Origin of the sequence: Dactylosporangium sp. NPDC000521 (assembly GCF_042898305.1) — a bacterium.
Classification (GTDB): Bacteria; Actinomycetota; Actinomycetes; order Mycobacteriales; family Micromonosporaceae; genus Dactylosporangium.
Genome location: NZ_JBIAYW010000002.1, coordinates 724,374 through 746,694, shown reverse-complemented (window position 1 = coordinate 746,694; position 22,321 = coordinate 724,374). Strand labels below are relative to the sequence as shown.

The window sequence follows — 22,321 nt, the reverse complement described above, 5'->3', positions numbered from 1 at the left end:
CTCGTCGCCGCCGCCGTCTGCCCACATCCGCCGATGCTCGTCCCTGAGGTGGCCGCGGGTGCCGCCGGGGAGCTCGACGAGCTACGGGCCGCCTGCCGGCTGGCGGTGGCGCACCTGTCCGGCGCCGAGTCCCTGGTCGTGGTCGGTGCCGACACGATGACGGTACGCCGTGAGCCGCCGTTCGGGGGGACCCTGGCCCCGTGGGGCATCGACAAACAGGTCGGTGAAGCGACCGGCAACCCCCTGCCGCTCAGCCTCCTGATCGGCGCCTGGCTCATCCAGGACGTAAATTTCGGAAATGTCCAATTCCACAGTATCGCCGCCGACGCGACCCCGGACGAGTGCGCGGCGCTCGGCAGGAGCCTGACCGGAGCCGGTACAGACGCCGCGCTGTTGATCCTCGGAGACGGATCCGCGTGCCACGGCGAGAAGTCGCCCGGCTACGACGACCCGCGGGCCGAGGGCTTCGATGCGGCGGTCGCCGACGCCCTCGCCAAGGGTGACACCGCGGCCCTGCTCGACCTGGACCCGGCCCTCGCCGCGGAACTGCTCGCCGGCGGCCGGGCGCCGTGGCAGGTCCTGGCGGGCGCGACCGGAAAGCCCGCCACGACCGAGCTGCTGCACCACTCCGCCCCGTACGGCGTGGGCTACCTCGTCGCGAGCTGGCGGTGACCCGGGTCGTCGCGGTCGTCGGCCCGACCGCCGCCGGCAAGTCGGCGCTCAGCCTCCGGCTCGCCCATGAGCTCGGCGGCGAGGTGGTCAACGCCGACTCGATGCAGCTCTACCGGGGCATGGACATCGGCACCGCGAAACTTTCCATCACCGAGCGTGACGGCGTGCCGCACCACGTGCTGGACATCTGGGACGTGACGGAGCCGGCGAGCGTCGCGGTGTACCAGCGGCTCGCCCGCGCCGCGATCGACGACATCGCCGCCCGCGGACGGGTTCCGCTGCTGGTCGGCGGTTCGGGCCTCTACGTGCGGGCCGTCCTCGAGGACTTCGAGTTCCCCGGTACCGACGCGGAACTGCGGGCAGCGCTCGAACAGGAGCTCGCCGAGGTGGGCCCGGAGGCGCTGCACGCCCGGCTCAGGAGCACCGACCCGGAGGCCGCGGAGCGCATCCTGCCCGGCAACGGCCGCCGGATCGTCCGCGCGCTGGAGGTCAACGCGCTGACCGGCACCACGTTCACCGCGCGCCTGCCGTCACAACCGCGTCCCGTGTACGAGTCGGTGCAGCTCGGCGTGGACGTCGACACGGCGGTGCTCGACGAGCGCATCGAGGCACGGGTGGCGGCGATGTGGGCGGCCGGCCTGGTCGACGAGGTGCGCGCCCTGGAGCAGGTCGGCCTGCGTGACGGCCGGACCGCCGGCGCCGCGCTGGGCTACAAGCAGATATTGGACTACTTTTCCGGTTTGTCGGACGAGTCGGAAGCGAAGGCCGAGACGGTCCGGGCCACCAGGCGGTTCGTCCGGCGGCAGCGCTCATGGTTCCGGCGGGATGACCGGATCGTGTGGCTCGATGGTGGTGCTGGCGACATCGCTGCGGCGGCGATGGGGGTCGTGCGGCAAGATTGACGCCATGCGCTTCGCCAAGGGACATGGAACGGGCAACGACTTCGTCATCCTGCCCGACCCCGACGGCGTGCTGCCGTTGACGCCCACGTTCGTCGCCGCGCTCTGCGACCGCCGGCGGGGCATCGGCGCCGACGGCGTCCTGCGCGTGGTCCGCAGCGCCGCCCACCCCGACGCCGAGGCGTCCGCGGGGACGGCCGAATGGTTCATGGACTACTGGAACGCGGACGGCTCGCAGTCCGAGATGTGCGGCAACGGTGTGCGCGTCTACGCCCGCTACCTCGCCGAGGCCGGCCTGGTCGCGCCGGAGGGGACGTTCAACCTCGTCACCCGTGCGGGGGTGGTGCCGGTCACCATCGGCGAGGAGATCGCCGCCGGGATGCCGATGCCGCGGGTGTACGTGCGGAGCGAGGCCACCAGCGAAGGCCGCGTCTTCGAGGGCACGGCGGTGGACGTCGGCAACCCGCACCTGGTCTGCCCAGTCGACGAGCCGACCCTGGAGCGGCTCGACCTGACCCACGCCCCTGAGATCGATCCGCTGATCTTCCCCGCCGGCGTCAACGTCGAGTTCGCCGCGGCGGGGTCACCTCCGGCCGGCGCCGACCTGTACCGGCGGATGCGCGTCTACGAGCGCGGCTCCGGCGAGACCCAGTCGTGCGGCTCCGGCGCGTGCGCGGTGGCGGCGGTCGCCCTCGACCACGCCGGCCTGGAGACCGGCGTGGTCGTCGTGGACGTGCAGGGCGGCCGGCTGACGATCACGCAGACGGGCTCGGAGTTCCTGCTCGCCGGGCCGGCCGTGATCGTCGCGCACGGTGACGTCGACGCCCAGGCGATCCGGCAGCTGGCCCCGATCTTCTGAGCCGGCTTCGGGACGGCTCCGCCGGCTCGGCGGCTGTCCGACCGCCGGGCCGCCGGCTCCACGGCCGCTCGACGGGCAGCCGCTCGGTCGGCTTACAGCTGCGCTCGGCCGGCTTACGGCTGCGCTCGACGGCTGTCCGACCGGGCCGGCCAGGCGGCTGTCCGACCGGGGCCGGCCCGCCGGCTGCCGTGGCTGCTCGACGGGCACCGGCTCCGGCGGCTTACGCCTGCTCGACGGGCGCCGGCTCCGCCGGCGGGTCGCCGTCGACGGTGCTGTCCAGGTGGACGCCCTTCGCGGCGGCCCTGACGGCGGCGGCGACGGCCGGGGCGACCTTCGCGTCGAAGACGCTGGGCACGATGACGCTCGGGTTGAGCTTGTCCTCGCCGACGGAGTCCGCGATCGCCCGCGCCGCCGCGATCGCCATCGCCTCGGTGAACTCGCGCGCCTGCGCGTCGAGCATCCCGCGGAACACGCCCGGGAAGGCGAGCACGTTGTTGATCTGGTTCGGCTGGTCGGAGCGGCCGGTCGCGACGATCGCCGCGTGCTCGCGGGCCTCCCGCGGGTCGACCTCCGGGTCAGGGTTGGCCAGGGCGAACACGATCGAGTCGGGCGCCATGGTGGCGATGTCGTCGCCGGTGAGCAGGTTCGGGGCGCTGACCCCGATGAACACGTCGGCGCCCCGGAGCGCGCCCTTGAGGTCGCCCGCGTAGCCGGACTTGTTCGTGTTTTCGACGAGCCACTGCCACGAGCCGGACAGGCCGGACATGCCGCGGTGCAGGGCGCCCGGCCGGTCGGTGGCGATCACGTCGCCGACGCCCTGGTGCAGGAGCAGCTTGATGATGGCCGTGCCGGCCGCGCCGGCGCCGCTCACGACGACCCTGATGTTACCGATGGACTTGCCGACGACCCGCAGCGCGTTGGTGAGCGCGGCGAGGACGCAGATGGCGGTGCCGTGCTGGTCGTCGTGGAACACGGGGATGTCCAGCATCTCCCGCAGCCGCTCCTCGATCTCGAAGCAGCGGGGCGCGGCGATGTCTTCGAGGTTGATGCCACCGTACGCGGGGGCGATCGCCCGCACGATCGCGATGATCTCCTCGGTGTCCTGGGTGTCGAGAGCGACCGGCCAGGCATCGACGCCGCCGAACCGCTTGAACAGCGCAGCCTTGCCCTCCATGACGGGCATCGCGGCGGCCGGGCCGATGTTGCCGAGGCCGAGCACGGCGGAGCCGTCGGTGACGACCGCGACGGTGTTGCGCTTGATGGTGAGGCGGCGGGCGTCGTCCGGGTTCTCCGCGATCGCGAGGCAGACCCTGGCCACCCCCGGCGTGTACGCCCGCGACAGCTCGTCACGGTTACGCAGGGCAACCTTCGGGGTGACCTCGATCTTGCCACCGAGGTGCAGCAGGAACGTGCGGTCGGACACCTTGCGCACGTCGACGCCGTCGAGCTTCTCGAGGCACGCGACCACCTGCTCGGCGTGCGCGGAGTCCGCGGTGTCGCAGGTCAGGTCGACGACGACGGCGGTGCTGTCGGAGTCGACGACGTCGACCGCCGTGACGACACCCCCAGCCTCGCCGACGGCGGTGGTAAGGCGTCCGATCGCCGAGGCGTCGGCACGGACGGAGACACGGATCGTGATGGAGAACCCGGCGCTGGGTAAACGGTGCATTGCAGTCGACACGTACCCCATTCTCACTCTCCCCCTCACCCGGCGGCGCGGGGGGACATATCAAGTGCCGTGCAGGCGGCGAAGTGTCACGATTGCAGGGTTGTACTGATCGAAATTAGGAGAACATGTTGCGAGTGACTGCCGCAGAATCCTGGGATCTCGCCGAGGACGGCGACGGCCTGGAGCTCGAGGAGCGGCATGCGCTTCGCCGTGTCGCAGGTCTGTCGACCGAGCTCGCCGACGTCACCGAGGTCGAATACCGCCAGCTGCGCCTCGAGCGGGTCGTGCTCGTCGGGGTGTGGACCGAAGGCACCGCCACCGACGCGGAGAACTCCCTCGCGGAGCTCGCCGCCCTCGCCGAGACCGCCGGGTCGCAGGTCCTCGACGGGCTGATCCAGCGCCGCAGCCGGCCCGACTCGAGCACCTACATCGGCTCCGGCAAGGTCGACGAGCTGCGGGCCGTGGTGCAGAGCAGCGGCGCCGACACCGTCATCTGCGACGGGGAGCTGTCCCCCTCGCAGCTGCGGACCCTGGAGGCGAAGGTCAACGTCAAGGTCATCGACCGGACCGCGCTCATCCTGGACATCTTCGCCCAGCACGCGAAGAGCAAGGAGGGCAAGGCCCAGGTCGAGCTCGCGCAGCTGCAGTACTTCCTGCCGCGGCTGCGAGGCTGGGGTGAGGCGCTGAGCCGGCAGGCCGGTGGCTCCGCCAGCGGCAACGGCGGCGTGGGCCTCCGCGGGCCCGGTGAGACCAAGATCGAGACCGACCGGCGCCGGATTCGCACGAAGATCAGCCGGCTCAAGCGCGAGATCGCCGCGATGGCGACGATCCGCGACACCAAGCGCGCCACCCGGCGGCGCAACCGGGTGCCCAGCGTCGCGATCGCCGGATACACCAACGCCGGCAAGTCGAGCCTGCTCAACCGGCTCACCGGCGCCGGCGTGCTGGTGGAGGACGCGCTGTTCGCCACCCTGGACACGACGACCAGGCGGTCCCGCGCCGACGACGGCAGGCTCTACACGCTGTCGGACACGGTCGGGTTCGTCCGGCACCTGCCGCACCAGCTGATCGAGGCGTTCCGCTCCACGCTCGAGGAGGTCGCGGAGGCCGACCTGGTCCTGCACGTCGTGGACGGCTCGCACGCCGACCCCGAGGAGCAGGTCCGCGCGGTCCGCGAGGTGCTCGCCGAGGTCGGCGCCGACGCCGTGCCGGAGCTGCTCGTCGTCAACAAGATCGACGCCGCTGACGAGGAGACCCAGCTGCGGCTGAAGTCCCTCTGGCCGGACGCCGTGTTCGCCTCCGCGCGCACCGGCTCGGGCATCGACGCGGTCAAGGCCGCGCTGGAGCAGCGGCTGCCGTGGCCGGCGATCGAGCTGACGGCCGTCGTGCCGTACGAGCGGGGCGACCTGGTCGCCAGGGTTCACACCATCGGTGAGGTGCTGGAAACCGCCCACCTGGCCGAGGGCACGCGGATCCGGGCGCGGATCAACGACGCCCTGGCTGCGGAGTTGGCCCCATTTGCCGTGAAGTCGTAGGTTCATCCGATCACTGCGAGTGAGAGCCGGACCGGGCGCCCCCACTTCTGGTCCGGCTCTGCCAAACTTGTGCGATGCGACAGCGGGTGGGCCTGGCTTTGAGTGCTGCTTGTGGCGTGGTGACGAGTCTGTTCCTGGGGCTCGGGGCACCAGCCGCGGCGGCCCCGAGCCCATCCGCCACCACCGGCCAGGCCCCGGCCGCAGGCGCAGGTCAGACCGTCTGCACCCCCGACTCTTCGAAGATCAACGAGATCTCCGGCCTCGTCGCGACCGCCACCGGTTACTACGCGATCAACGACAGCGCGCCCGCGGGCGGCAAGGCGCGGATCTTCACCCTCGACGCGAGCTGCAAGGTCGTCGGCACCCCGATCAACTACGACCCGGTCGCCCGCGACCCCGAGGACCTCGCGATCGACAAGAACGAGACGCTGTGGATCGCCGACATCGGCGACAACACGGAAGCGTCCGGCGGCAGCTCCACGCCGCGCCCCACGGTCGCGGTCTGGACGCTGGCGAAGGGCGCGAAGGCCCCGGTCATCAACCGCCTCGCGTACCCCGACGGCAAGAAGCGCGACGCCGAGGCCCTGCTGCTCAACGGCGACGGCACGCCGATCATCATCACCAAGGATCCCGTCGGCGAGGTCTGGGTCCCCGAGGGCCCCCTGCAGCCCAACACCACCAAGGGCGTCAAGCTCAAGCAGGTCGGCACGTTCGCGCCCCAGGAGACGAAGACGCCCAACCCGCTCGCCTTCCTCGGCTGGAAGGCGATCACCGGCGCCGCCTCCTCCCCCGACGGCACCCGCGTCGTCATCCGCACCTACTCCGACGCCTACGAGTTCGACGTCCAGGGCGGCGACGTCATCAAGGCCATCACCACCGGCAAGCCCCGCATCACCCCGCTGCCCAACGAGGCTCGCGGCGAGGCGATCACCTACACGACCGACGGCAAGCAGTACATCACCGCCTCCGACGTCCCCGCCGACGTCAAGGCGCCGATGCTCAGGTACACCCCGCAGAACGTCACTCCCGGCAAGGGCGGCGGCGCGGTCCTGCCGACCCCGAAGCCCGACGACCGGTCGTTCCTGGAAGACCTGACGCTGCAGGACATCACGTACATGGTGGCCGCGGTCGGCATCCTCGGCCTCATCCTCGTCGTCGCCGGCATCGTCGGCATCCGCCGCTCCCGCGCCTCCCGCCGCCTCGCGGCCGCGACCTCCGGCCCGATCCGCGGCTCCGCCCCCCGCCCCACCGACGACGACCCCTCGCCCTCCGACGACAACAGCACCGGCACCGTCTACGGCGCCCGCCCCGCCGCCTCAGCCGCCCGCGGCACCTCCGCCCCCGGCGGCACGGTCTACGGCGGCGGCGCCTCCGCGGGCGGCTTCGCCAACGACGCCGGCCCGTTCAACGGCAACAGCGCCAACGGCAACAGCGGCTTCCCCGGCGGCGGCAACGCAGGCAACAGCGGCTTCGGCGGCGGCATGAGCGGCGGGCCGCATCAGCCGGACCCGCGCGACTTCGACCACCGGCCGGGCTACGCCCCGCCGTCCTACGACCAGCCCCGAGGCTTCCCGCCCCCCGGCGCCCCCCAAGGCGGCGGCATGTACGGCGCCGCCCCCCAGGCCAGCGGCGTGTACGGCGCCCCTCAGGCCAGCGGCGTGTACGGCGCCCCCCAGGCCAGCGGCGTGTATGGCGCCCCTCAGGCCGGCTACGACCAGCGCGGCCGCGGCGACCACGACGGCTACGAGCGCGGCTACGCCCCTCACCGCTGACCGCCCGCACCCCCGGGCCGGCCCAGCTCCCCACAATCCGGTGAACCCCGCGCACCCCCGCGGCCGCCCGAACTCTTCCAGATCACGCACAGCCCACAAGGCAGAACACAGCGCGGACCGCCAATCACCACCACCCGCCAACCGGCGCCGGACCGACTCTCATGATCCCGAACGGTTCCGGTAGCCCTGACTACCAGAACCGCACGGGATCACGGAAAGCCCACGCGGCAAGACACAACGCGAGCCGCCGAGCACCACCACCCGCCGACCACCCCGCCGGACCGGCGCCAGAGCAGCTCTCATGATCCCGAATGGTTTCAGTGGTTCTGGCTACCGGAACCGGACGGGATCACGGAAAGCCCACGCGGCAAGACACAACGCGGGCTGCGGAGCACCACCGCTCGCTTGGCCACCCCGCCCAACTAGCTCTCATGATCCCGAATTGTTTCGGTAGCTCTGCCCCCGCCAGACCAACCCCATGATCCCGAATGGTTGCGGTAGCCCTGACTACCAGAACCGCACGGGATCACGAAACGCGCCACGAGGCAGAACACAGCGCGGGCCGCCGAGCACCACCACCCGCTGGCCACCCCGCCGGGCCGGCACCAGAGCAGCTCCCATGATCCCGAATGGTTTCGGTGGTTCTGGCTACCGGAACCGGACGGGATCATGGAATGCGTGAAGGGGGTGGAGGTCAGCAGGAGCGGGCTGGGGAGGGGGACGGGGGTGGGGTGCCGATGGTGGGCATGCCGAGGGAGACGCCCGGGGTGCGGGTGATGCGGCCGGCTTCCCAGGCGTCGCCGGCACGGGTGCGGCGGTGGGACAGCAGGGGGCCGTCGGCGTTGAGGTGGTGCGGGGCGGCGTACGTGACGGTGGTGTGCACGATGTCGCCGGGGCGCAGCGTCACCGACGGGTCGGTGGCGAAGTGCACGAGGCGTCCGTCGCGCGCGCGGCCCGACATGCGGCCGGTGGCGCCGTCCTTGCGGCCCTCACCGACGGCGACCAGGACCTCGACCGGGGTGCCGACGAGCTTCTTGTTCTCGTCCCAGCTGATCTCCTCCAGGGTGGCGATCAGCCGGTCGTATCGCTCCTGCACGACCGCCTTCGGGACCTGCAGGTCCATGGTGGCGGCCGGGGTGCCGGGGCGCTTGGAGTACTGGAACGTGAAGGCGCTGGAGTAGCGGGCGGCGCGGACCACATCGAGGGTGCGCTCGAAGTCGGCGTCCGTCTCGCCGGGGAAGCCGACGATGATGTCGGTGGTGATGGCGGCGTCGGGCATCGCGGCGCGGACCTTCTCGATGATGCCGAGGTAGCGGTCCGCGCGGTACGAGCGGCGCATCGCCTTCAGAACGGTGTCGGAGCCGGACTGCAGGGGCATGTGCAGCGAGTGGCAGACGTTGGGCGTCTCCGCCATGGCGGCGATGACGTCGTCGGTGAAGTCCTTCGGGTGGGGGCTGGTGAAGCGGACCCGCTCCAGGCCCTCGACGTCGCCGCAGGCGCGCAGGAGCTTGCCGAAGGCGAGCCGGTCGCCGAACTCGACACCGTAGGAGTTCACGTTCTGGCCGAGGAGGGTGACCTCCAGGACTCCCTCAAGAGCCAGCGCGCGGACCTCGGCGAGGATGTCGCCGGGGCGGCGGTCCTTCTCCTTGCCGCGCAGGGCCGGGACGATGCAGAAGGTGCAGGTGTTGTTGCAGCCGACGGAGATGGAGACCCAGCCGGCATAGGTGGACTCGCGGCGGGTGGGCAGCGTGGAGGGGAAGACCTCCAGCGACTCGAGGATCTCCACCTCGGCGGCGGCGTTGTGGCGGGCGCGCTCCAGCAGCACCGGCAGGGAGCCGATGTTGTGGGTGCCGAAGACGACGTCGACCCAGGGGGCCTTCTTGACGATGTCGCCGCGGTCCTTCTGCGCCAGGCAGCCGCCGACGGCGATCTGCATGCCGGGCTGGGCGAGCTTCGTCGGGCGCAGGTGGCCGAGGTTGCCGTAGAGGCGGTTGTCGGCGTTCTCGCGGACGGCGCACGTGTTGAACACGACGACGTCGGGCTCGGCGTCGGCGGGCACCGGGACGTAGCCGGCGTCCTCGAGCAGGCCGGAGATGCGCTCGGAGTCGTGCGCGTTCATCTGGCAGCCGTAGGTGATGACCTTGAAGCTGCGAGGGGTCTCAGTCATAGCAGCGAGAAGTCTAGCCGCCGACATGCTCGCCGGCGGTATCCACCAGCCCCGGCAGGAACACGTCGCGGGCCTCGTGGGGCGGGCGGATCGGGGTGACCGAGACGTAGCCGTCCAGCAGCCACGCGTCGTCGCTGCCGGGCTCCGCGCCGTGATCGCTCTGTTCGAGGGACATCCGCACGTACCCGTGGCCCTGCTCCATCAGGACCATCTGCACCGTGCCGAACTGGGCGAGGGTGGCCCGGCGGATGCCGCGCAGGTCGCCGGCGTCCAGGTTGGGCACGTTGACGTTGAGGACGAACCCCGGCGACAGCAGCGGCAGCAGGTCGCCGGCGACCTCGGCGGCGGTGTCCCAGCGCTCCTCGGGCTCGCCCGTGCCGGCGCGGAACGGCACGTCCAGCGAGACCGCCATGGCGCAGCAGCCGTTCGCGACGGCCGTGAACGCGGCGCCGACCGTGCCGGAGTGCAGGACCGCGGCGCCGGTGTTGGGGCCGCGGTTGATCCCGGAGAGCACCACGTCCGGCTCCGGACCGTACGCGCCACGCGTCGCCATCAGCGCGATGAACGCCGGCGACGCGGAGACGGCGTACGTCGGTACATCGGCCATCAACGCGGCACGGATCTCGGTCGCGATGCGGCCGTCCGCCTCCACGCCGGTGAGCGAGCTGCCCGCGCCGCTCGCCTCGCGGGCCGGCGCCGCGATCACCACGTCGTGGCCTTGGCGGACGGCCATCGCGGCGAGCGCGTGCAGGCCAGGGCTGTCGATGCCGTCGTCGTTGGTCACCAGGATGCGCATGGTCATCATTGTGACAACCCCGGCCGTTATCCGTCCGTGACCGCTACGCGGCTGTTCGTGGGTATCTCCACCGCTAACGTCGAGCGCACCGACGGAGCCAAGCACTGCGATGGGGCGGATGATGACGAACGAGCCTTTGATCGTGCTCAGCGGCGTCAACAAGTGGTTCGGCGAGTTGCACGTCCTCAAGGATGTCAACCTGTCGATCGCTCGGGGCGAGGTCGTGGTCGTGATCGGCCCGTCCGGCTCCGGCAAGTCGACGCTGTGCCGGGCGATCAACCGCTTGGAGCCGATCAACAACGGCGACATCGTCTTCGACGGCACCCGCCTGCCGGAGGAGGGCAAGCCGCTGGCGCGGCTGCGCAGCGAGGTCGGCATGGTGTTCCAGTCGTTCAATCTGTTCGCGCACAAGACCATCCTCGAGAACGTGATGCTCGGCCCGGTGAAGGTCCGCAAGGAGAAGCCGGCGGTCGTGCGGGAGCGCGCGCTGGGCCTGCTCGACCGGGTGGGGATCGCCGCGCAGGCGGAGAAGTACCCGGCGCAGCTGTCCGGCGGTCAGCAGCAGCGCGCCGCGATCGCCCGGGCCCTGGCCATGCAGCCGAAGGCGATGCTGTTCGACGAGCCGACGAGCGCCCTGGACCCGGAGATGGTCGGCGAGGTGCTCGAGGTGATGACAGGTCTCGCGAGCGAGGGCATGACGATGGTCGTCGTCACGCACGAGATGGGCTTCGCGCGGCACGCCGCCAACCGGGTCGTGTTCATGGCCGACGGCCAGCTGGTCGAGGAGGCGGACCCGAAGACGTTCTTCGCCAACCCGCGCACCGACCGCGCCAAAGACTTCCTGTCAAAGATCCTGACGCACTAGAAGCCCACGAAAGGGGATAGCGACCATCATGCGCATCACGCGGATCGCAGCGGCAACCGCCGCCGTCACGCTCGCGCTCGGCCTGGCCGCCTGCGGCAAGGAGGGCACGCCCACGGCGCCCGCCGAGGGCGGCAGCTCCGGCGCGGCGGCACCGGCCAGTGACACCTGCACCTCGTCCGGCACCACGTTCACGCCGGCCACCGGTGTGGCGATCACGGGCAGCCCGACGTTCGACCGCATCAAGGCGGCCGGCAAGGTCGTCATCGGTGTCAAGTTCGACCAGCCCAACCTGGGCTACAAGGACGCCGCCGGCAAGCGCTGCGGCTTCGACATCGAGATCGCCCAGCTGATCGCGTCGAAGCTCGGCATCGACCCGGCGAAGATCGAGTACAAGGAGATCGCCTCCGCCAACCGCGAGACGGCGATCAAGGGTGGCGAGGTCGACTACTACGTCGGCACCTACTCGATCACCGACAAGCGCAAGGCGGACGTGTCGTTCGCCGGCCCGTACTTCGTCGCCGCGCAGGACCTGCTGGTCCGCAAGGACGACTCCTCGATCACGGGCTCCGACACCATCAAGGACAAGACGGTCTGCTCCGCGACCGGCTCCACGCCGATCCAGCGGGTCCGTGACCAGAAGCTGACCGACAAGATCGTGGAGTTCAAGACCTACTCCGAGTGCGTGTCGCAGCTGCTGGACAAGAAGGTCGACGCGGTCACCACCGACGACGCGATCCTGAAGGGCTTCGCGGCGCAGGCCCCGTCGCAGCTGAAGGTCGTCGGCAAGCCGTTCCTCGACCCGGCGACCGGCAAGGCCTACCCGGAGAAGTACGGCATCGGCCTCGCGCACGACGACAAGGCCCTGCGCGACTACGTCAACGCCTCGCTGGAGGCCGCGTTCGGCGACGGCACCTGGCAGAAGATCTACGACGGCACGCTCGGCAAGTCCGGCTCGGCGGGCAGCCCGCCCACCCTCGAGAAGTACTGATCAACCCGCAGACGGGGCGCCGCCTATCCGAACGGCGGCGCCCCGTCCCGTGAACGAACCACTGTACGAACCACTGAACGAACCACTGAACGAACAACGGGCGGAAGTGGAGGTCACCCCGGCGTGAGCGACTTTTTTCATGTCCTGACGGACAACTGGGACGTCATCGGCTCCCACTTCTGGGAGACGGTGAAGCTCTTCCTGATCTCCGCCGTCGGGTCGCTCGTCCTCGGCACGCTGCTGGTGGCGATGCGGGTCTCCCCCGTCCCGGCACTGCGCGCGTTCGGCAGCTCCTATGTGCTGCTGCTGCGCAACACGCCACTCACCCTGATCTTCGCGCTGCAGGTCTTCGCGCTGCCGAAGCTCGGCGTCAACTTCGAGTTCTTCACCGGCGCGTGCGTCGCGCTGACCGCGTACACGAGCGCGTTCGTGTGTGAGGCGCTGCGCTCCGGCATCAACACGGTGCCCGTCGGGCAGGCCGAGGCGGCCCGCGCGCTGGGCATGACGTTCCTGCAGGTGCTCACCAACGTGGTGCTGCCGCAGGCGTTCCGCACCGTCGTGCCGCCGCTGGTCAGCGTGCTCAACGCGATGCTGAAGAACACCACCGTCGCGGCCGGCTTCTCCGTCGCCGAGGCCGGCGCGATCACGTTCTACCTCTCGGAGCGCGGCGAGAACCAGATCTACGGCCTGCTGTGGATCACGATCGGGTTCCTGATCCTCGTGGTGCCGCTGGTGACCCTGCAAAGGATGCTCGAACGACGCTGGAAGGCCGCGCGATGAGCAATGTCCTCTACGACCTGCCCGGCCCGAAGGCCCGCCTGCGGTACCGCCTCATCGGCGTCGTCAGCGCACTGGGCATCGTCGCGCTGCTCGCGTACGTCGTCTGGCGCTTCTACGACACCGGCCAGTTCGAGGGGCTGCGCTGGGAGCAGTTCCAGTACGTGAAGATCCAGCAGGACCTCCTCAACGGCTACCTCACCACGCTGCGCGCCGCCGGCGCCGCGGCCGTGCTCGCGCTGCTCCTCGGCGCGCTGCTGGCGACCGCGCGCCTGAGCGACCACGCGTTCTTCCGCGCGCCGGCGTCGGGCTTCGTCGAGCTGTTCCGCGCCATCCCGCTGCTGATCCTGATCTTCTTCGCGTACTACGGCCCGATCCAGCTCGGTTACAAGGTCGGCCCGTTCTGGCCGCTCGTGATCGGCCTGACCCTCTACAACGGCGCGGTCCTGTCCGAGATCTTCCGGGCCGGCATCCTCGCCGTGCACCGTGGGCAGTCCGAGGCCGCGTACGCGCTGGGCATGCGCAAGTTCCAGGTCATGACGTCGATCCTGCTGCCGCAGGCGGTCCGGGCCATGCTCCCGGCGATCGTCAGCCAGCTGGTCGTGCTGCTGAAGGACACCGCGCTCGGGTTCATCATCCAGCTGCCGGAGCTGCTGTACTACGGCAAGCAGTACGGCGGCCGGCTGCTCTTCGGCTTCCCGTACGTCCCCGGGTACCTCGTCGTCGCCGCCGTCTACATCGGCACCTGCGGCCTGCTGTCGTGGTTCGCCTTCTGGCTGCAGAAGCGGCTCATGGGCGGCCCGAAGCGGGCGAAGACGGCCGCGCGCCCCGTCAAACTGGCCGACGTCGGCCAGGCAGTGTGAGCCTGGCCGAAGGTTGATTGGCAACGTTGCGCGTAGTACGTACGCTGCGCGGGTGGCGGACACCGGCTTTCGTTTGGGCATCGACTTCGGCACCTCGAACACCGTCGCCGTCCTCCGCTGGCCGGACGGTCGCACGAAGCCGCTGCTGTTCGACGGATCGCCGCTGCTGCCCTCCGCCGTGTACGTCAACGCCGACGGCACCATTCTCACGGGGCGGGACGCGGTGCACTCGGCGCGTCTGCAGCCGCACCGGTTCGAGCCGTACCCGAAGCGCCGCGTCGAGGAAGGCACCGTCTGGCTCGGCGAGCAGGACGTCCCGGTCCTCGACCTCGTCACGACCGTCCTGCGCCGGGTCGCCGCCGAGACGTACCGGGTGGCCGGCGCGTACCCCAGCGAGGTCAACCTGACCCACCCGGCGACCTGGCCGCCGCAGCGCCGCCAGACGCTGTCGCAGGCGGCCCTCGCCGCGGGCTTCCCGAGTCCCTTCCTCACGCCGGAGCCGGTCGCCGCCGCGTCCTATTTCGTCGGTACCGTCGGCACCCACGTCCCCGTCGGGGGCATCGCCGTCGTGTACGACTTCGGCGCCGGCACCTTCGACGCGAGCGTGGTCCGCCGCAACGCCGGCGGTGGCTTCGACGTCCTCGCCAGCGAGGGCCTTCCCGACGCGGGCGGTCTGGACGTCGACGCGGCGGTCGTGGCGTACCTGGGCCGCGCGTTCACCGGCCGCGAGGGCGACCAGTGGCGCCGCCTCACCAACCCGGAGAGCGAGTCCGACCGGCGCGCCGCCTGGCAGCTGTGGGAGGACGCCCGGCTCGCCAAGGAGATGCTCAGCCGCGCCGCGACCACCTATGTCCATGTGCCGCTGTACGACGAGAGCGTGCCGATCGGGCGCGAGCAGCTCGAGCAGCTCGCGCGGCCGATCCTCGACCGGACCGTCACGGCGACGCAGCTCGCGGTGTCGTCGGCGGGCGTCGCCGGGCAGCCCTTGGCGGCGGTGTTCCTGGTCGGCGGCTCGTCGCGCATCCCGCTCGCCGCAACGCTGCTGCACCGGGCGTTCGGGCTGGCGCCGACGGCGATCGAGCAGCCTGAGCTGGTGGTGGCGGAGGGCTCGCTGCACCTCGCACCGCCGACGGGACGGGCGCACGTCGGGGGCGCGCCGACGCCGGGCGCGTCGGGGCCGTTCGGTCCCGTTCCGACGTCGGGGGCTCCTTCCTCCGGCGGCCCGTCCTCGGGTGGTCCCTCGTCCGGGGGACCGTCGTCCGCTGGGCCGTCGTCTGGTGGGCCGTCGTCCGGTGGGCCGTCGTCTGGTGGGCCGGCGCACGAGGTCAGCGGGGACGTCTCGCCGCAGCCCGTGTCGGCGACGCCGGTGTCACCGGGGTTCAGCATGCCGTCGATGGACCCCGGGTTGCCGCCGCTGTTGCAGACCGCCTCGATGCCGGTGGTGCCGAGCCGTCAGCAGCCGCCGCAGGTGTACCAGCAGCCGCCCGCACCGCAGCAGCCGCCCGCACCGCAGCAGCCGCCCGTTTCGCAGCGGCCGCCGGTCCCGCAGCAGCCTCCGGTCCAGCGGCCGCCGGTCGGTCAGCCTGGCCCGCAGCAGCCTGTGCAGTACCAGCCGCCTGCCCAGCAGCCCGTACCGCCGGTCGTCCCGCAGCGACCCGCTCCGCCGGTCGTTCCGCAGCAGCCTGTTCCGCCGGTCGTTCCGCAGCAGGCGCCCCCGCAGTACCAGCATCCGGCGCAGCAGCCTGTCCAGCCGCAGGTGCAGCAGCGGCCGCCGGTGCAGCAGGGCTTCCCGGGGCAGTTCCAGCAGGCGCCATCCGCACAGCGGCCGCCGGTGAGCGCCCCGCCGGCCGCCGGGCCTCCGATCAACGCCGTGCAGGGCTGGGCGCCCACGTCGGGCCCTCCGGCGTCCGGGCCGCCCGCCTACCCGTCGTCCGCACCTCCCTCCGCGAACGGCCGGCGCGGCAAGACGCTCGCCGCCGCGGTCGGCGGCGGGGTGCTCGCGCTGCTGCTGCTCGTCGCGGGCATCGTCTGGGCCGCCAACCGCAACGGTGACGGAGGCGAGCCGGGCGGCGGCGGCAGCCCGACCAACCAGGCGGGGCCCGCGGTGTCGCCGGCCTGCGGGCACAAGGTCGCGTTCCTCGGCATCCTGGCCGGGACCGGCTCCAAGGACAGCAACGGCATGCGCAACGCGACCAAGCTGGCCGTCGACGACTACAACGCCAAGCACGCCGGCTGCAACGTCGGGTTCGCCGAGTTCGACACGAAGGGGACCGAGGAGGGCGGCAAGGCCGCCGCCGAGAGCCTGGTCGCCGACAGCGAGGTGATCGGCGTCGTCGGGCCGTCGTACCGCGCGGAGGTCCTCGGCGCCGCCCCCGTCCTGGACAAGGCCGGCGTCCCGTTCTTCACGACGTACGCGCCCGACGTCGACCTCGCCGCGAAGGGCTGGTCCACGTTCCACCGCCTCATCGCCAACGACAAGGACCAGGCGGCGGCCGGCGCCCGCTACATCAAGAACACGCTGCGCGCCTCGAAGGTCGTCCTGGTCTACGACGACTCCGACTTCGGCGGCGTCGCCCGGCAGTCGGTCACCGCCACGCTCGGCAGCAGCGTCACGACGAGCGTCTCGATCCGCCGCACCGACACCGACTTCTCCTCCGCCGTCACCCAGGTCTCGAACGCCGCCCCCGAGGCCGTGTACTACGCGGGCGAGTCCGACGACGGCACCGCGTTCCTGAAGGCCCTGCGCGCCGCGAAGCCGGCCATCGCGGTCGTCGTCAGCGACCGGCTCTTCACCCAGCTGTTCGTCGACACGCTCGGCAAGGCCGCCGACGGCATCGTCGTCACCTGCCCCTGCATCCCGAGCGACCACGCCGGCAACGACTACGCGTCGCGCTACCAGGCCGCGTACAAGACCAGCGCCGGCTACTACGGCCCCGAGTCCTACGACGGCGCGAGCATCATCCTGGCCGGCTTCACCGCCGGCAAGGCCACCCGCGCGGACATGCTCGCCTTCGTCAGCGAGTACGACGCGAAGGGCATCGCCCGCTCGTACAAGTTCGCCTCGAACGGCGACCTCTCGGTCCCCGACCCACTGATCTGGTCCTACAAGATCGGCGGCGGCTACGCGTCGTCGGAGAGCACCATCGCCCCATGAGCGGCGGGCTGGGGGTGTCCGCGGCCTCGACCGTTCACACCCCCGCCAGCCGGCGCGTGGCACGCGCATCCGGTCCACGCTGTTCCCGATGCGTCGGCCGAACTGCGGCGGTCCCAGATGCCTCGTCCAGACCGCCTGGCGCCCTCGGCGCACACCTAGGACGACCCTTGGACCTCGCTTGGCCTCGCCCCTCTCCAGGCTGCAACGGATGGCGGCGATCTGACGGCCCAAGTGCTACCCGACCCACCAAGAGCCGGGCAGCAGCCATCGTTCCCCCAATGAGCAACGGTCGTGGCCACGACGGGCCGGAGCCATGCTCTTCCGCTTCGGGATCTTCCTAGCGGGCGATCTCGGTGACGCGCGATTCGCGGACGACGGTGACGCGGATCTGGCCGGGGTAGGTCAGCTCCTCCTCGATCTGCTTCGCGACGTCGCGGGCGAGGACGGCGGCGCCGATGTCGTCGACGTCGTCGGGGCGGACCATGACCCGGATCTCGCGGCCGGCCTGCATCGCGAAGACCTTCTCGACGCCCGACTTGCCGGCGGCGATCTCCTCGATGCGTTCGAGGCGCTTGACGTACGCCTCCAGGCTCTCGCGGCGGGCGCCGGGGCGGCCACCGGAGCAGGCGTCGGAGGCCTGGGTGAGGACGGCCTCGATCGTCTGCGGCAGGACCTCGTTGTGGTGGGCTTCGATGGCGTGCACGACATCCTCGGACTCGCCGTACTTGCGGGCGACGTCGGCCCCGATCAGCGCGTGGCTGCCCTCGACCTCGTGCGTGAGCGCCTTGCCGATGTCGTGCAGGAACGCGCTGCGCTTGATGAGCTTCGGGTCGAGGCGCAGCTCGCTGGCCATGATGCCGGCGATGTGGGCGGTCTCGACGAGGTGCTTGAGGACGTTCTGGCCGTAGGAGGTGCGGTAGCGCAGCCGTCCCAGCAGCGTCATCAGCTCCGGGTGCAGGTCGGTGATCCCCACCTCGACCAGGGCGTCCTCGGCGGCGCGCAGGCAGAGGCGCTCGACCTCGTGCTTCGCCTGCTCGAAGACCTCCTCGATCCGGTGCGGGTGGATCCGGCCGTCGAGGACGAGCTTCTCGAGCGTGAGCCGGCCGATCTCGCGCCGGACCGGGTCGAAGCACGACAGCAGGACCGCCTCGGGCGTGTCGTCGATGATCAGGTTGACCCCGGTCGTCGACTCGAACGCGCGGATGTTGCGCCCCTCGCGGCCGATGATCCGGCCCTTCATCTCGTCGCTGGGCAGGTGCAGGACGCTGACGACGCTCTCGGCGGTCTGCTCGCTGGCGACCCGCTGGATGGCGTCGACGACGATGTGCCGCGCCCGCTGGTCGGCGGTGTTGCGGGCGTCGTTCTCGATGTCGCGGACGAGGAGGGCGGCCTCCCGCTTCGCCTGCGCCTCGATCGTCTCGATGACCTCGACCCGGGCGGCCTCGGTCGTCAGGCCGGCGACCCGCTCCAGCTCCTCGCGGTGGCGCTCCTCACCGGCGGCGATCTCGGCCTCGCGCCGGGTGAGGGCTGCCTCGCGTTCGAGCAGGTCGGCCTCGGTGCTGGTGATGCGCCGGTCGCGTTCGGCGAGCCGCTCGGCCTCCTCCGCCAGCAGTCGCTCCCGCTCGTCGAGCCGGCGCTGGCGCCGCTCCGCGTCCTGCGACTGCTCCTTCGCGACCGTGGTCAGCTGGTTGACCTCCCGCTCCCCTGCCCGGCGCGCGGCGGCCCTGGCCTGCTCCGCGTCGACCTCGGCCTGCCGGTGCGCCCGCTCCAGCAACGAGTCGGCCTCGGCCCGCGCCGCGTCGAGAATGCGGCGCGCCTCCGACCTGGCGGAGCTGGCCTCCGCTTTTGCGGCAGCCGCTTCGGTACGCGCAGCGGCCGCCACGGCCCTCGCCTCGTCCACGGCGGCGGTGGCGTCCTCGGCGGCGGTGCGCAGGGATGCGAGCGAGTGCTCCTGCCTGTCCTTCTCGGCGAGGAACGCGGGGTCTTCGGCGACAGGCTGAGCGGGCACGGCGGCCGCGGTGTGCAACCGGCGCATGACCTTCAACGAGACCAGCAGCGCGGCGAGGACGCCGATGCCGATGACGACGACCACGACGAGGAGCACGACCTGCAGGCCGGTCACGCGGTCACCCCGGCGGCACTGGTCGCGTGCTGACGGCCTGCGAGTCGTTCGCGGAGGATGACAGGGGCGCACTCCGTCACGACGTCACCTCGCTCCGCTCGGCGCTGCGCAGAGTTGCGCAACGCGGGATGTTGTGGAGGAGACGCCCGACCACACCTGTCATCAAGATGTATCAATATCGGGACACAGGGTGCCCCGACAACCGGCCGGCACCACACCTCCCGCAAGGCGTGGCGCTTATATGTCGTGCATAAACGTTGCTGATCTGTGACGCGATCTATGTTGTGCGGTAAACCCGCGGTGGTTGGGCGGTCTCCATCTGGTAACGCCGAGGCTAGGTCGTGAAGGGCGCTTCGGTCAAGGACTCATGATCGGGCACCATACGGGACGTAAGTCCGTCAAGACCCCCGCCAGGCGAAACACCCTACCAGTGACATTTGACCAGAACTTTCCGGCATGTCGGTCGCACTCACCCCAAAAATGTCGACTGCCAGTAGTCACCCGTACGCACGGCGCTCAACCTCGGCATCAGTCCTGCTGCAATCATTCCACCACAGACCGTGCTCCCACCAACCGCACCATCGAAGTTCGTCGCACTCCACCCTCCCGCTGGACCGGTTCCGCCAGGTGTCTCTCTGCTAGCTGGCTCCGTCCTGCCATGGCCCCCGGACCACACGCTGCCGGTTGGGGCACCCTGGCGCTGGTTCCGGCACGGTGACGCCGCTGTCGGGTGGCGATCGGGCCGGGGTACGCATGATCAACGGACGAATCCGGTCGCGACCGCGGCCAGATCCGTCCTTCGATCAATCCCGGTGCGAGTGGCGCGCCCGGCCAAGCCGACCGAGTGGGTGACGCTTCCCGCCTGGCTGCCGGCTGAGGTAGGGGTGGCTATCAGCATTGCTGCCGTTCGGGACCCAGCGGCGTCTTCCCCTTGGGCGGCTCGGCGCCGGTCGAGGCCAGCCGGACCTTCGCCGTCGCTGCCGTCAGCGCTCTCCCCTCAGCCAGCCTCAGCATCGGCCCGCCTCGAGAAGCGCGCCGGCGTCCAACCGCCGGCGAACTCAGCATCGCGTCCCCGCCGAGGGCCAGCGCAGGCCGGGACCAGGGACGGCGCCGACACCGATACCGACCGCGAACTCAGCGGCGCCGTCCCCGGCAGGCGCAGCACTGGTCGGTCGAGGGCAACGCCGGCCAGGGCATCGGCAAACTCGGCGGCATCGCCCTCCAGCAGACTCAGCACGGACGTGTCCAACACGGCACCAACGCCGACACCGGCCGCGAACTCAGCAGCGGTCTCCCCCGGCCGGGGGGTCAGCGCTGGTCGGCGGACTCAGCGGCGTCCTCCCCTGCGGGGGTCAGCGCTGGCCGGCGGCGATGCGTCGACGGACTCAGCGGCGCCCTCCCCTCCGGGGGTCAGCGCTGGTCGGCGGCGATGCGTCGACGGACTCAGCGGCGTCCTCCCCCACACATCAGCCCGGACGGCCGAGGCAGCATCAACCAGACGCCGGCCGTGAACTCAGCGGCCCCTCCCCGGCAGGCTCGGCGCGGACGAGGCCGACGCGGCACCAACGCCGATGCCGGCCGCGGACCCGGCAGTGTCCTCCCCGGCAGCCTCAACACGGACAAGGGCAACACGGCGCCAAACTGGAAGGCCAACGGTGTCCCCCCGGCGGGGCTCAGCGCTGGTCGGGGTCGAGAGCGGCGTCAGCCAGGGCGTCGGCGTCGATGCCGTCGGCGAACTCGGCGGCGTCGTCCCGGGCTGCCAGGCCCTCCTTGACCAGGCGGATGGCCATGCCCGGTGGGTACCCCTTCCTCGCCAGCATCCCGACCAGCCGCCGGAACACCGCCTCGGGTGGGGCGTTGGACTCGACGCGGAGGCGCCTGGCGACCAGGGCCCTCGCGGTCTGCTCCTCGACGTCGGGGTCGAGCTCGTCGAGTGCCTCGCCGACCTCGTCGGACGAGACGCCCTTGCGGCGCAGCTCCCCCGCCAGCGCCCTGCGGGCCAGTCCCTTGCCGTGGTGCCGGCTGGCCACCCAGGCCCGGGCGAACGCGGCGTCGTCGATGATGCCGACCTCGTCATACCGGTCGAGGATCTCGTCGGCGATCTCGTCCTCGACGCCCCGTTTGCGCATGGCGGTGGCGAGCTCGAGCCTGGTCCTCGGCCGGACGGCGAGCTGCCGCAGGCAGATCTCCCGGGCCGCCTCCCTCGGATCGAGCGGCGCCGCCGGCTGTCCACCGCGGCGGGAACCGCCCCGCCGGCCCGCCGAACTGTCGCCTCGCTGCTCGGACGGGGGCTCCGCGGGGTCTGCCCACAGCCCGGACTCGCCCTGCCGCTCCGGGATGGAGCTGGAGCCGTGCCCGGGAGCGTCCTGGAGCTGCCTGCGCGCCCCACCCTTCTGGCCTGAGCGGCGACCGCGGCGGGAGCCGCCACCGGTGTCGCGGTCCGTCACCGGCGCGGAGGCAGCCGGCGCGGAGGCAGCCGGCGCGGAGGCAGCCGGCGCGGAGGCAGCCGGCGCGGAGGCAGCCGGCGCGGCGTTGGCCGACAGGTCCTCGGCGAGACTGCTGCCGTCGCGGGACCAGGGATCGCCGACAGCGCCGTGCTGAGATGTGGACGTCCGCTCGCCGGCGGCAAGGGATCTGCCGCGCCCGGAACGGGAAGAGCCGCCCGGAGCCGCAGGCCAGCCCGGCGGGATCTCGCCGGCAGGAACTCCACGACCCGGAGCGGTTGGCCAGCCGGGTGGGAGCTCACGGCTGGTCGTCGGCCACGGCGGCAGCGTGCTGTCCGTGACCGCTTCCGGCACGGCGGGGGTCGAGGCGTCGCCCGGCGTGGACCGCCAACCGGGTGGGGCCCCGGCGGACGGGTCTCTCGCGATCGGCGCCGGGGGCGCGGTCGTGGCGCCGCCCGGCTGGGCCTCGGCGGACAGCCACGGATTGTCGTCGCTCATGTCGGCGAGAATCCAAGGCGTGCCGCTCGCCGACGGGTCGGGACCCGTGGAGGAGGGCTGAGCGTCCTCGGGTTCGGTTGACTGCTGGCTGGGATCGTCGGATCGCCGCCTGCCCGGCACGAGCACACCTCCGAAAACCATGAACAGCGCGGGCGGGGCCGGCCGCGGGACGGACCTCCAAACCAGGAGACCCTCCCACGAACCGGCACCGATCGCCGCGTGAGCCGCGTAAAGACCTGAA

16 protein-coding genes are annotated in these 22,321 nt (G+C 71.5%); 11 read left to right on the top strand and 5 right to left on the bottom strand.

The annotated features are described in order from the left end of the window. Positions 1 to 33: 33 nt before the first annotated feature. From ACFY3L_RS09135 to dapF, 3 genes are read left to right on the top strand one after another with little or no spacing between them, the layout of a single operon-like run. Entirely contained in the window at positions 34 to 672 is a 639-nt protein-coding gene (locus ACFY3L_RS09135) for a class III extradiol dioxygenase subunit B-like domain-containing protein (protein ID WP_389321148.1), read from the top strand. Then, positions 663 to 1,574: a tRNA (adenosine(37)-N6)-dimethylallyltransferase MiaA gene (gene miaA / locus ACFY3L_RS09130; RefSeq protein WP_389321147.1), complete on the top strand. Its 912-nt coding sequence runs from the start codon at positions 663 to 665 to the stop codon at positions 1,572 to 1,574. Before ACFY3L_RS09135 ends, miaA begins: the two co-directional genes overlap by 10 nt. A 4-nt stretch (positions 1,575 to 1,578) precedes the next feature. Then, entirely contained in the window at positions 1,579 to 2,430 is an 852-nt protein-coding gene (gene dapF / locus ACFY3L_RS09125; protein WP_389320516.1) for a diaminopimelate epimerase, read from the top strand. 220 nt (positions 2,431 to 2,650) lie between these two features. Here the strand turns inward: dapF and ACFY3L_RS09120 are convergent, their stop codons facing one another. Then, positions 2,651 to 4,120 carry an NAD-dependent malic enzyme gene (locus ACFY3L_RS09120; protein WP_389320513.1) on the bottom strand — a complete coding sequence of 490 codons (1,470 nt, stop codon included), beginning with the start codon at positions 4,118 to 4,120 and terminating at the stop codon, positions 2,651 to 2,653. 113 nt (positions 4,121 to 4,233) lie between these two features. Here ACFY3L_RS09120 and hflX point away from each other — a divergent pair, with 113 nt between their 5' ends. Together hflX and ACFY3L_RS09110 are read left to right on the top strand one after the other, a co-directional pair. Next, a complete protein-coding gene (gene hflX, locus ACFY3L_RS09115; RefSeq protein WP_389320510.1) occupies positions 4,234 to 5,634 on the top strand; it encodes a GTPase HflX in 1,401 nt (466 codons plus the stop codon). 119 nt (positions 5,635 to 5,753) lie between these two features. Beyond that, a complete protein-coding gene (locus ACFY3L_RS09110) occupies positions 5,754 to 7,406 on the top strand; it encodes a hypothetical protein (protein WP_389320508.1) in 1,653 nt (550 codons plus the stop codon). Between the two features lie 694 nt (positions 7,407 to 8,100). Here ACFY3L_RS09110 and miaB read toward each other — a convergent pair. Then, the gene (gene miaB / locus ACFY3L_RS09105) at positions 8,101 to 9,573 is read right to left on the bottom strand and encodes a tRNA (N6-isopentenyl adenosine(37)-C2)-methylthiotransferase MiaB (RefSeq protein WP_389320505.1); all 1,473 of its coding nucleotides are present in this window, start codon (positions 9,571 to 9,573) and stop codon (positions 8,101 to 8,103) included. A gap of 13 nt (positions 9,574 to 9,586) precedes the next feature. Continuing rightward, a complete protein-coding gene (gene surE, locus ACFY3L_RS09100) occupies positions 9,587 to 10,369 on the bottom strand; it encodes a 5'/3'-nucleotidase SurE (RefSeq protein ID WP_389320502.1) in 783 nt (260 codons plus the stop codon). Positions 10,370 to 10,487: 118 nt separating this feature from the next. Between surE and ACFY3L_RS09095 the strand changes: the two genes are divergently transcribed. The 5 genes from ACFY3L_RS09095 (at position 10,488) to ACFY3L_RS09075 (ending at position 17,016) form a co-directional block, all read left to right on the top strand. After that, positions 10,488 to 11,234 (top strand): amino acid ABC transporter ATP-binding protein, encoded by a 747-nt coding sequence (locus ACFY3L_RS09095; RefSeq protein WP_389320500.1) that lies wholly within the window; start codon positions 10,488 to 10,490, stop codon positions 11,232 to 11,234. Between the two features lie 28 nt (positions 11,235 to 11,262). Then, on the top strand, positions 11,263 to 12,222 hold the full coding sequence (locus ACFY3L_RS09090) for a glutamate ABC transporter substrate-binding protein (protein WP_389320497.1): 960 nt from the start codon (positions 11,263 to 11,265) through the stop codon (positions 12,220 to 12,222). 123 nt (positions 12,223 to 12,345) lie between these two features. Continuing rightward, on the top strand, positions 12,346 to 13,002 hold the full coding sequence (locus ACFY3L_RS09085; RefSeq protein ID WP_389320495.1) for an amino acid ABC transporter permease: 657 nt from the start codon (positions 12,346 to 12,348) through the stop codon (positions 13,000 to 13,002). Continuing rightward, the gene (locus ACFY3L_RS09080; RefSeq protein WP_389320492.1) at positions 12,999 to 13,862 is read left to right on the top strand and encodes an amino acid ABC transporter permease; all 864 of its coding nucleotides are present in this window, start codon (positions 12,999 to 13,001) and stop codon (positions 13,860 to 13,862) included. Before ACFY3L_RS09085 ends, ACFY3L_RS09080 begins: the two co-directional genes overlap by 4 nt. A gap of 52 nt (positions 13,863 to 13,914) precedes the next feature. Continuing rightward, positions 13,915 to 17,016: an ABC transporter substrate-binding protein gene (locus ACFY3L_RS09075; protein ID WP_389320489.1), complete on the top strand. Its 3,102-nt coding sequence runs from the start codon at positions 13,915 to 13,917 to the stop codon at positions 17,014 to 17,016. A gap of 337 nt (positions 17,017 to 17,353) precedes the next feature. Here the strand turns inward: ACFY3L_RS09075 and rny are convergent, their stop codons facing one another. Both rny and ACFY3L_RS09065 read right to left on the bottom strand, forming a co-directional pair. Further along, positions 17,354 to 19,138 (bottom strand): ribonuclease Y, encoded by a 1,785-nt coding sequence (gene rny, locus ACFY3L_RS09070; protein WP_389320486.1) that lies wholly within the window; start codon positions 19,136 to 19,138, stop codon positions 17,354 to 17,356. 1,673 nt (positions 19,139 to 20,811) lie between these two features. After that, a complete protein-coding gene (locus ACFY3L_RS09065) occupies positions 20,812 to 21,477 on the bottom strand; it encodes a regulatory protein RecX (protein WP_389321145.1) in 666 nt (221 codons plus the stop codon). 442 nt (positions 21,478 to 21,919) lie between these two features. Here ACFY3L_RS09065 and ACFY3L_RS09060 point away from each other — a divergent pair, with 442 nt between their 5' ends. After that, positions 21,920 to 22,141 carry a hypothetical protein gene (locus ACFY3L_RS09060; RefSeq protein ID WP_389320483.1) on the top strand — a complete coding sequence of 74 codons (222 nt, stop codon included), beginning with the start codon at positions 21,920 to 21,922 and terminating at the stop codon, positions 22,139 to 22,141. Positions 22,142 to 22,321 lie beyond the last annotated feature (180 nt).

Excerpts from the sequence above, each read along its gene's own strand:
- ACFY3L_RS09080 (WP_389320492.1), top strand. The coding sequence starts at position 12,999 with ATGAGCAATGTCCTCTACGACCTGCCCGGCCCGAAGGCCCGCCTGCGG.
- ACFY3L_RS09120 (WP_389320513.1), bottom strand. The coding sequence starts at position 4,120 with ATGGGGTACGTGTCGACTGCAATGCACCGTTTACCCAGCGCCGGGTTC.
- ACFY3L_RS09095 (WP_389320500.1), top strand. The coding sequence starts at position 10,488 with ATGATGACGAACGAGCCTTTGATCGTGCTCAGCGGCGTCAACAAGTGG.
- miaB (WP_389320505.1), bottom strand. The coding sequence starts at position 9,573 with ATGACTGAGACCCCTCGCAGCTTCAAGGTCATCACCTACGGCTGCCAG.
- ACFY3L_RS09090 (WP_389320497.1), top strand. The coding sequence starts at position 11,263 with ATGCGCATCACGCGGATCGCAGCGGCAACCGCCGCCGTCACGCTCGCG.
- ACFY3L_RS09135 (WP_389321148.1), top strand. The coding sequence starts at position 34 with ATGCTCGTCCCTGAGGTGGCCGCGGGTGCCGCCGGGGAGCTCGACGAG.
- surE (WP_389320502.1), bottom strand. The coding sequence starts at position 10,369 with ATGCGCATCCTGGTGACCAACGACGACGGCATCGACAGCCCTGGCCTG.
- dapF (WP_389320516.1), top strand. The coding sequence starts at position 1,579 with ATGCGCTTCGCCAAGGGACATGGAACGGGCAACGACTTCGTCATCCTG.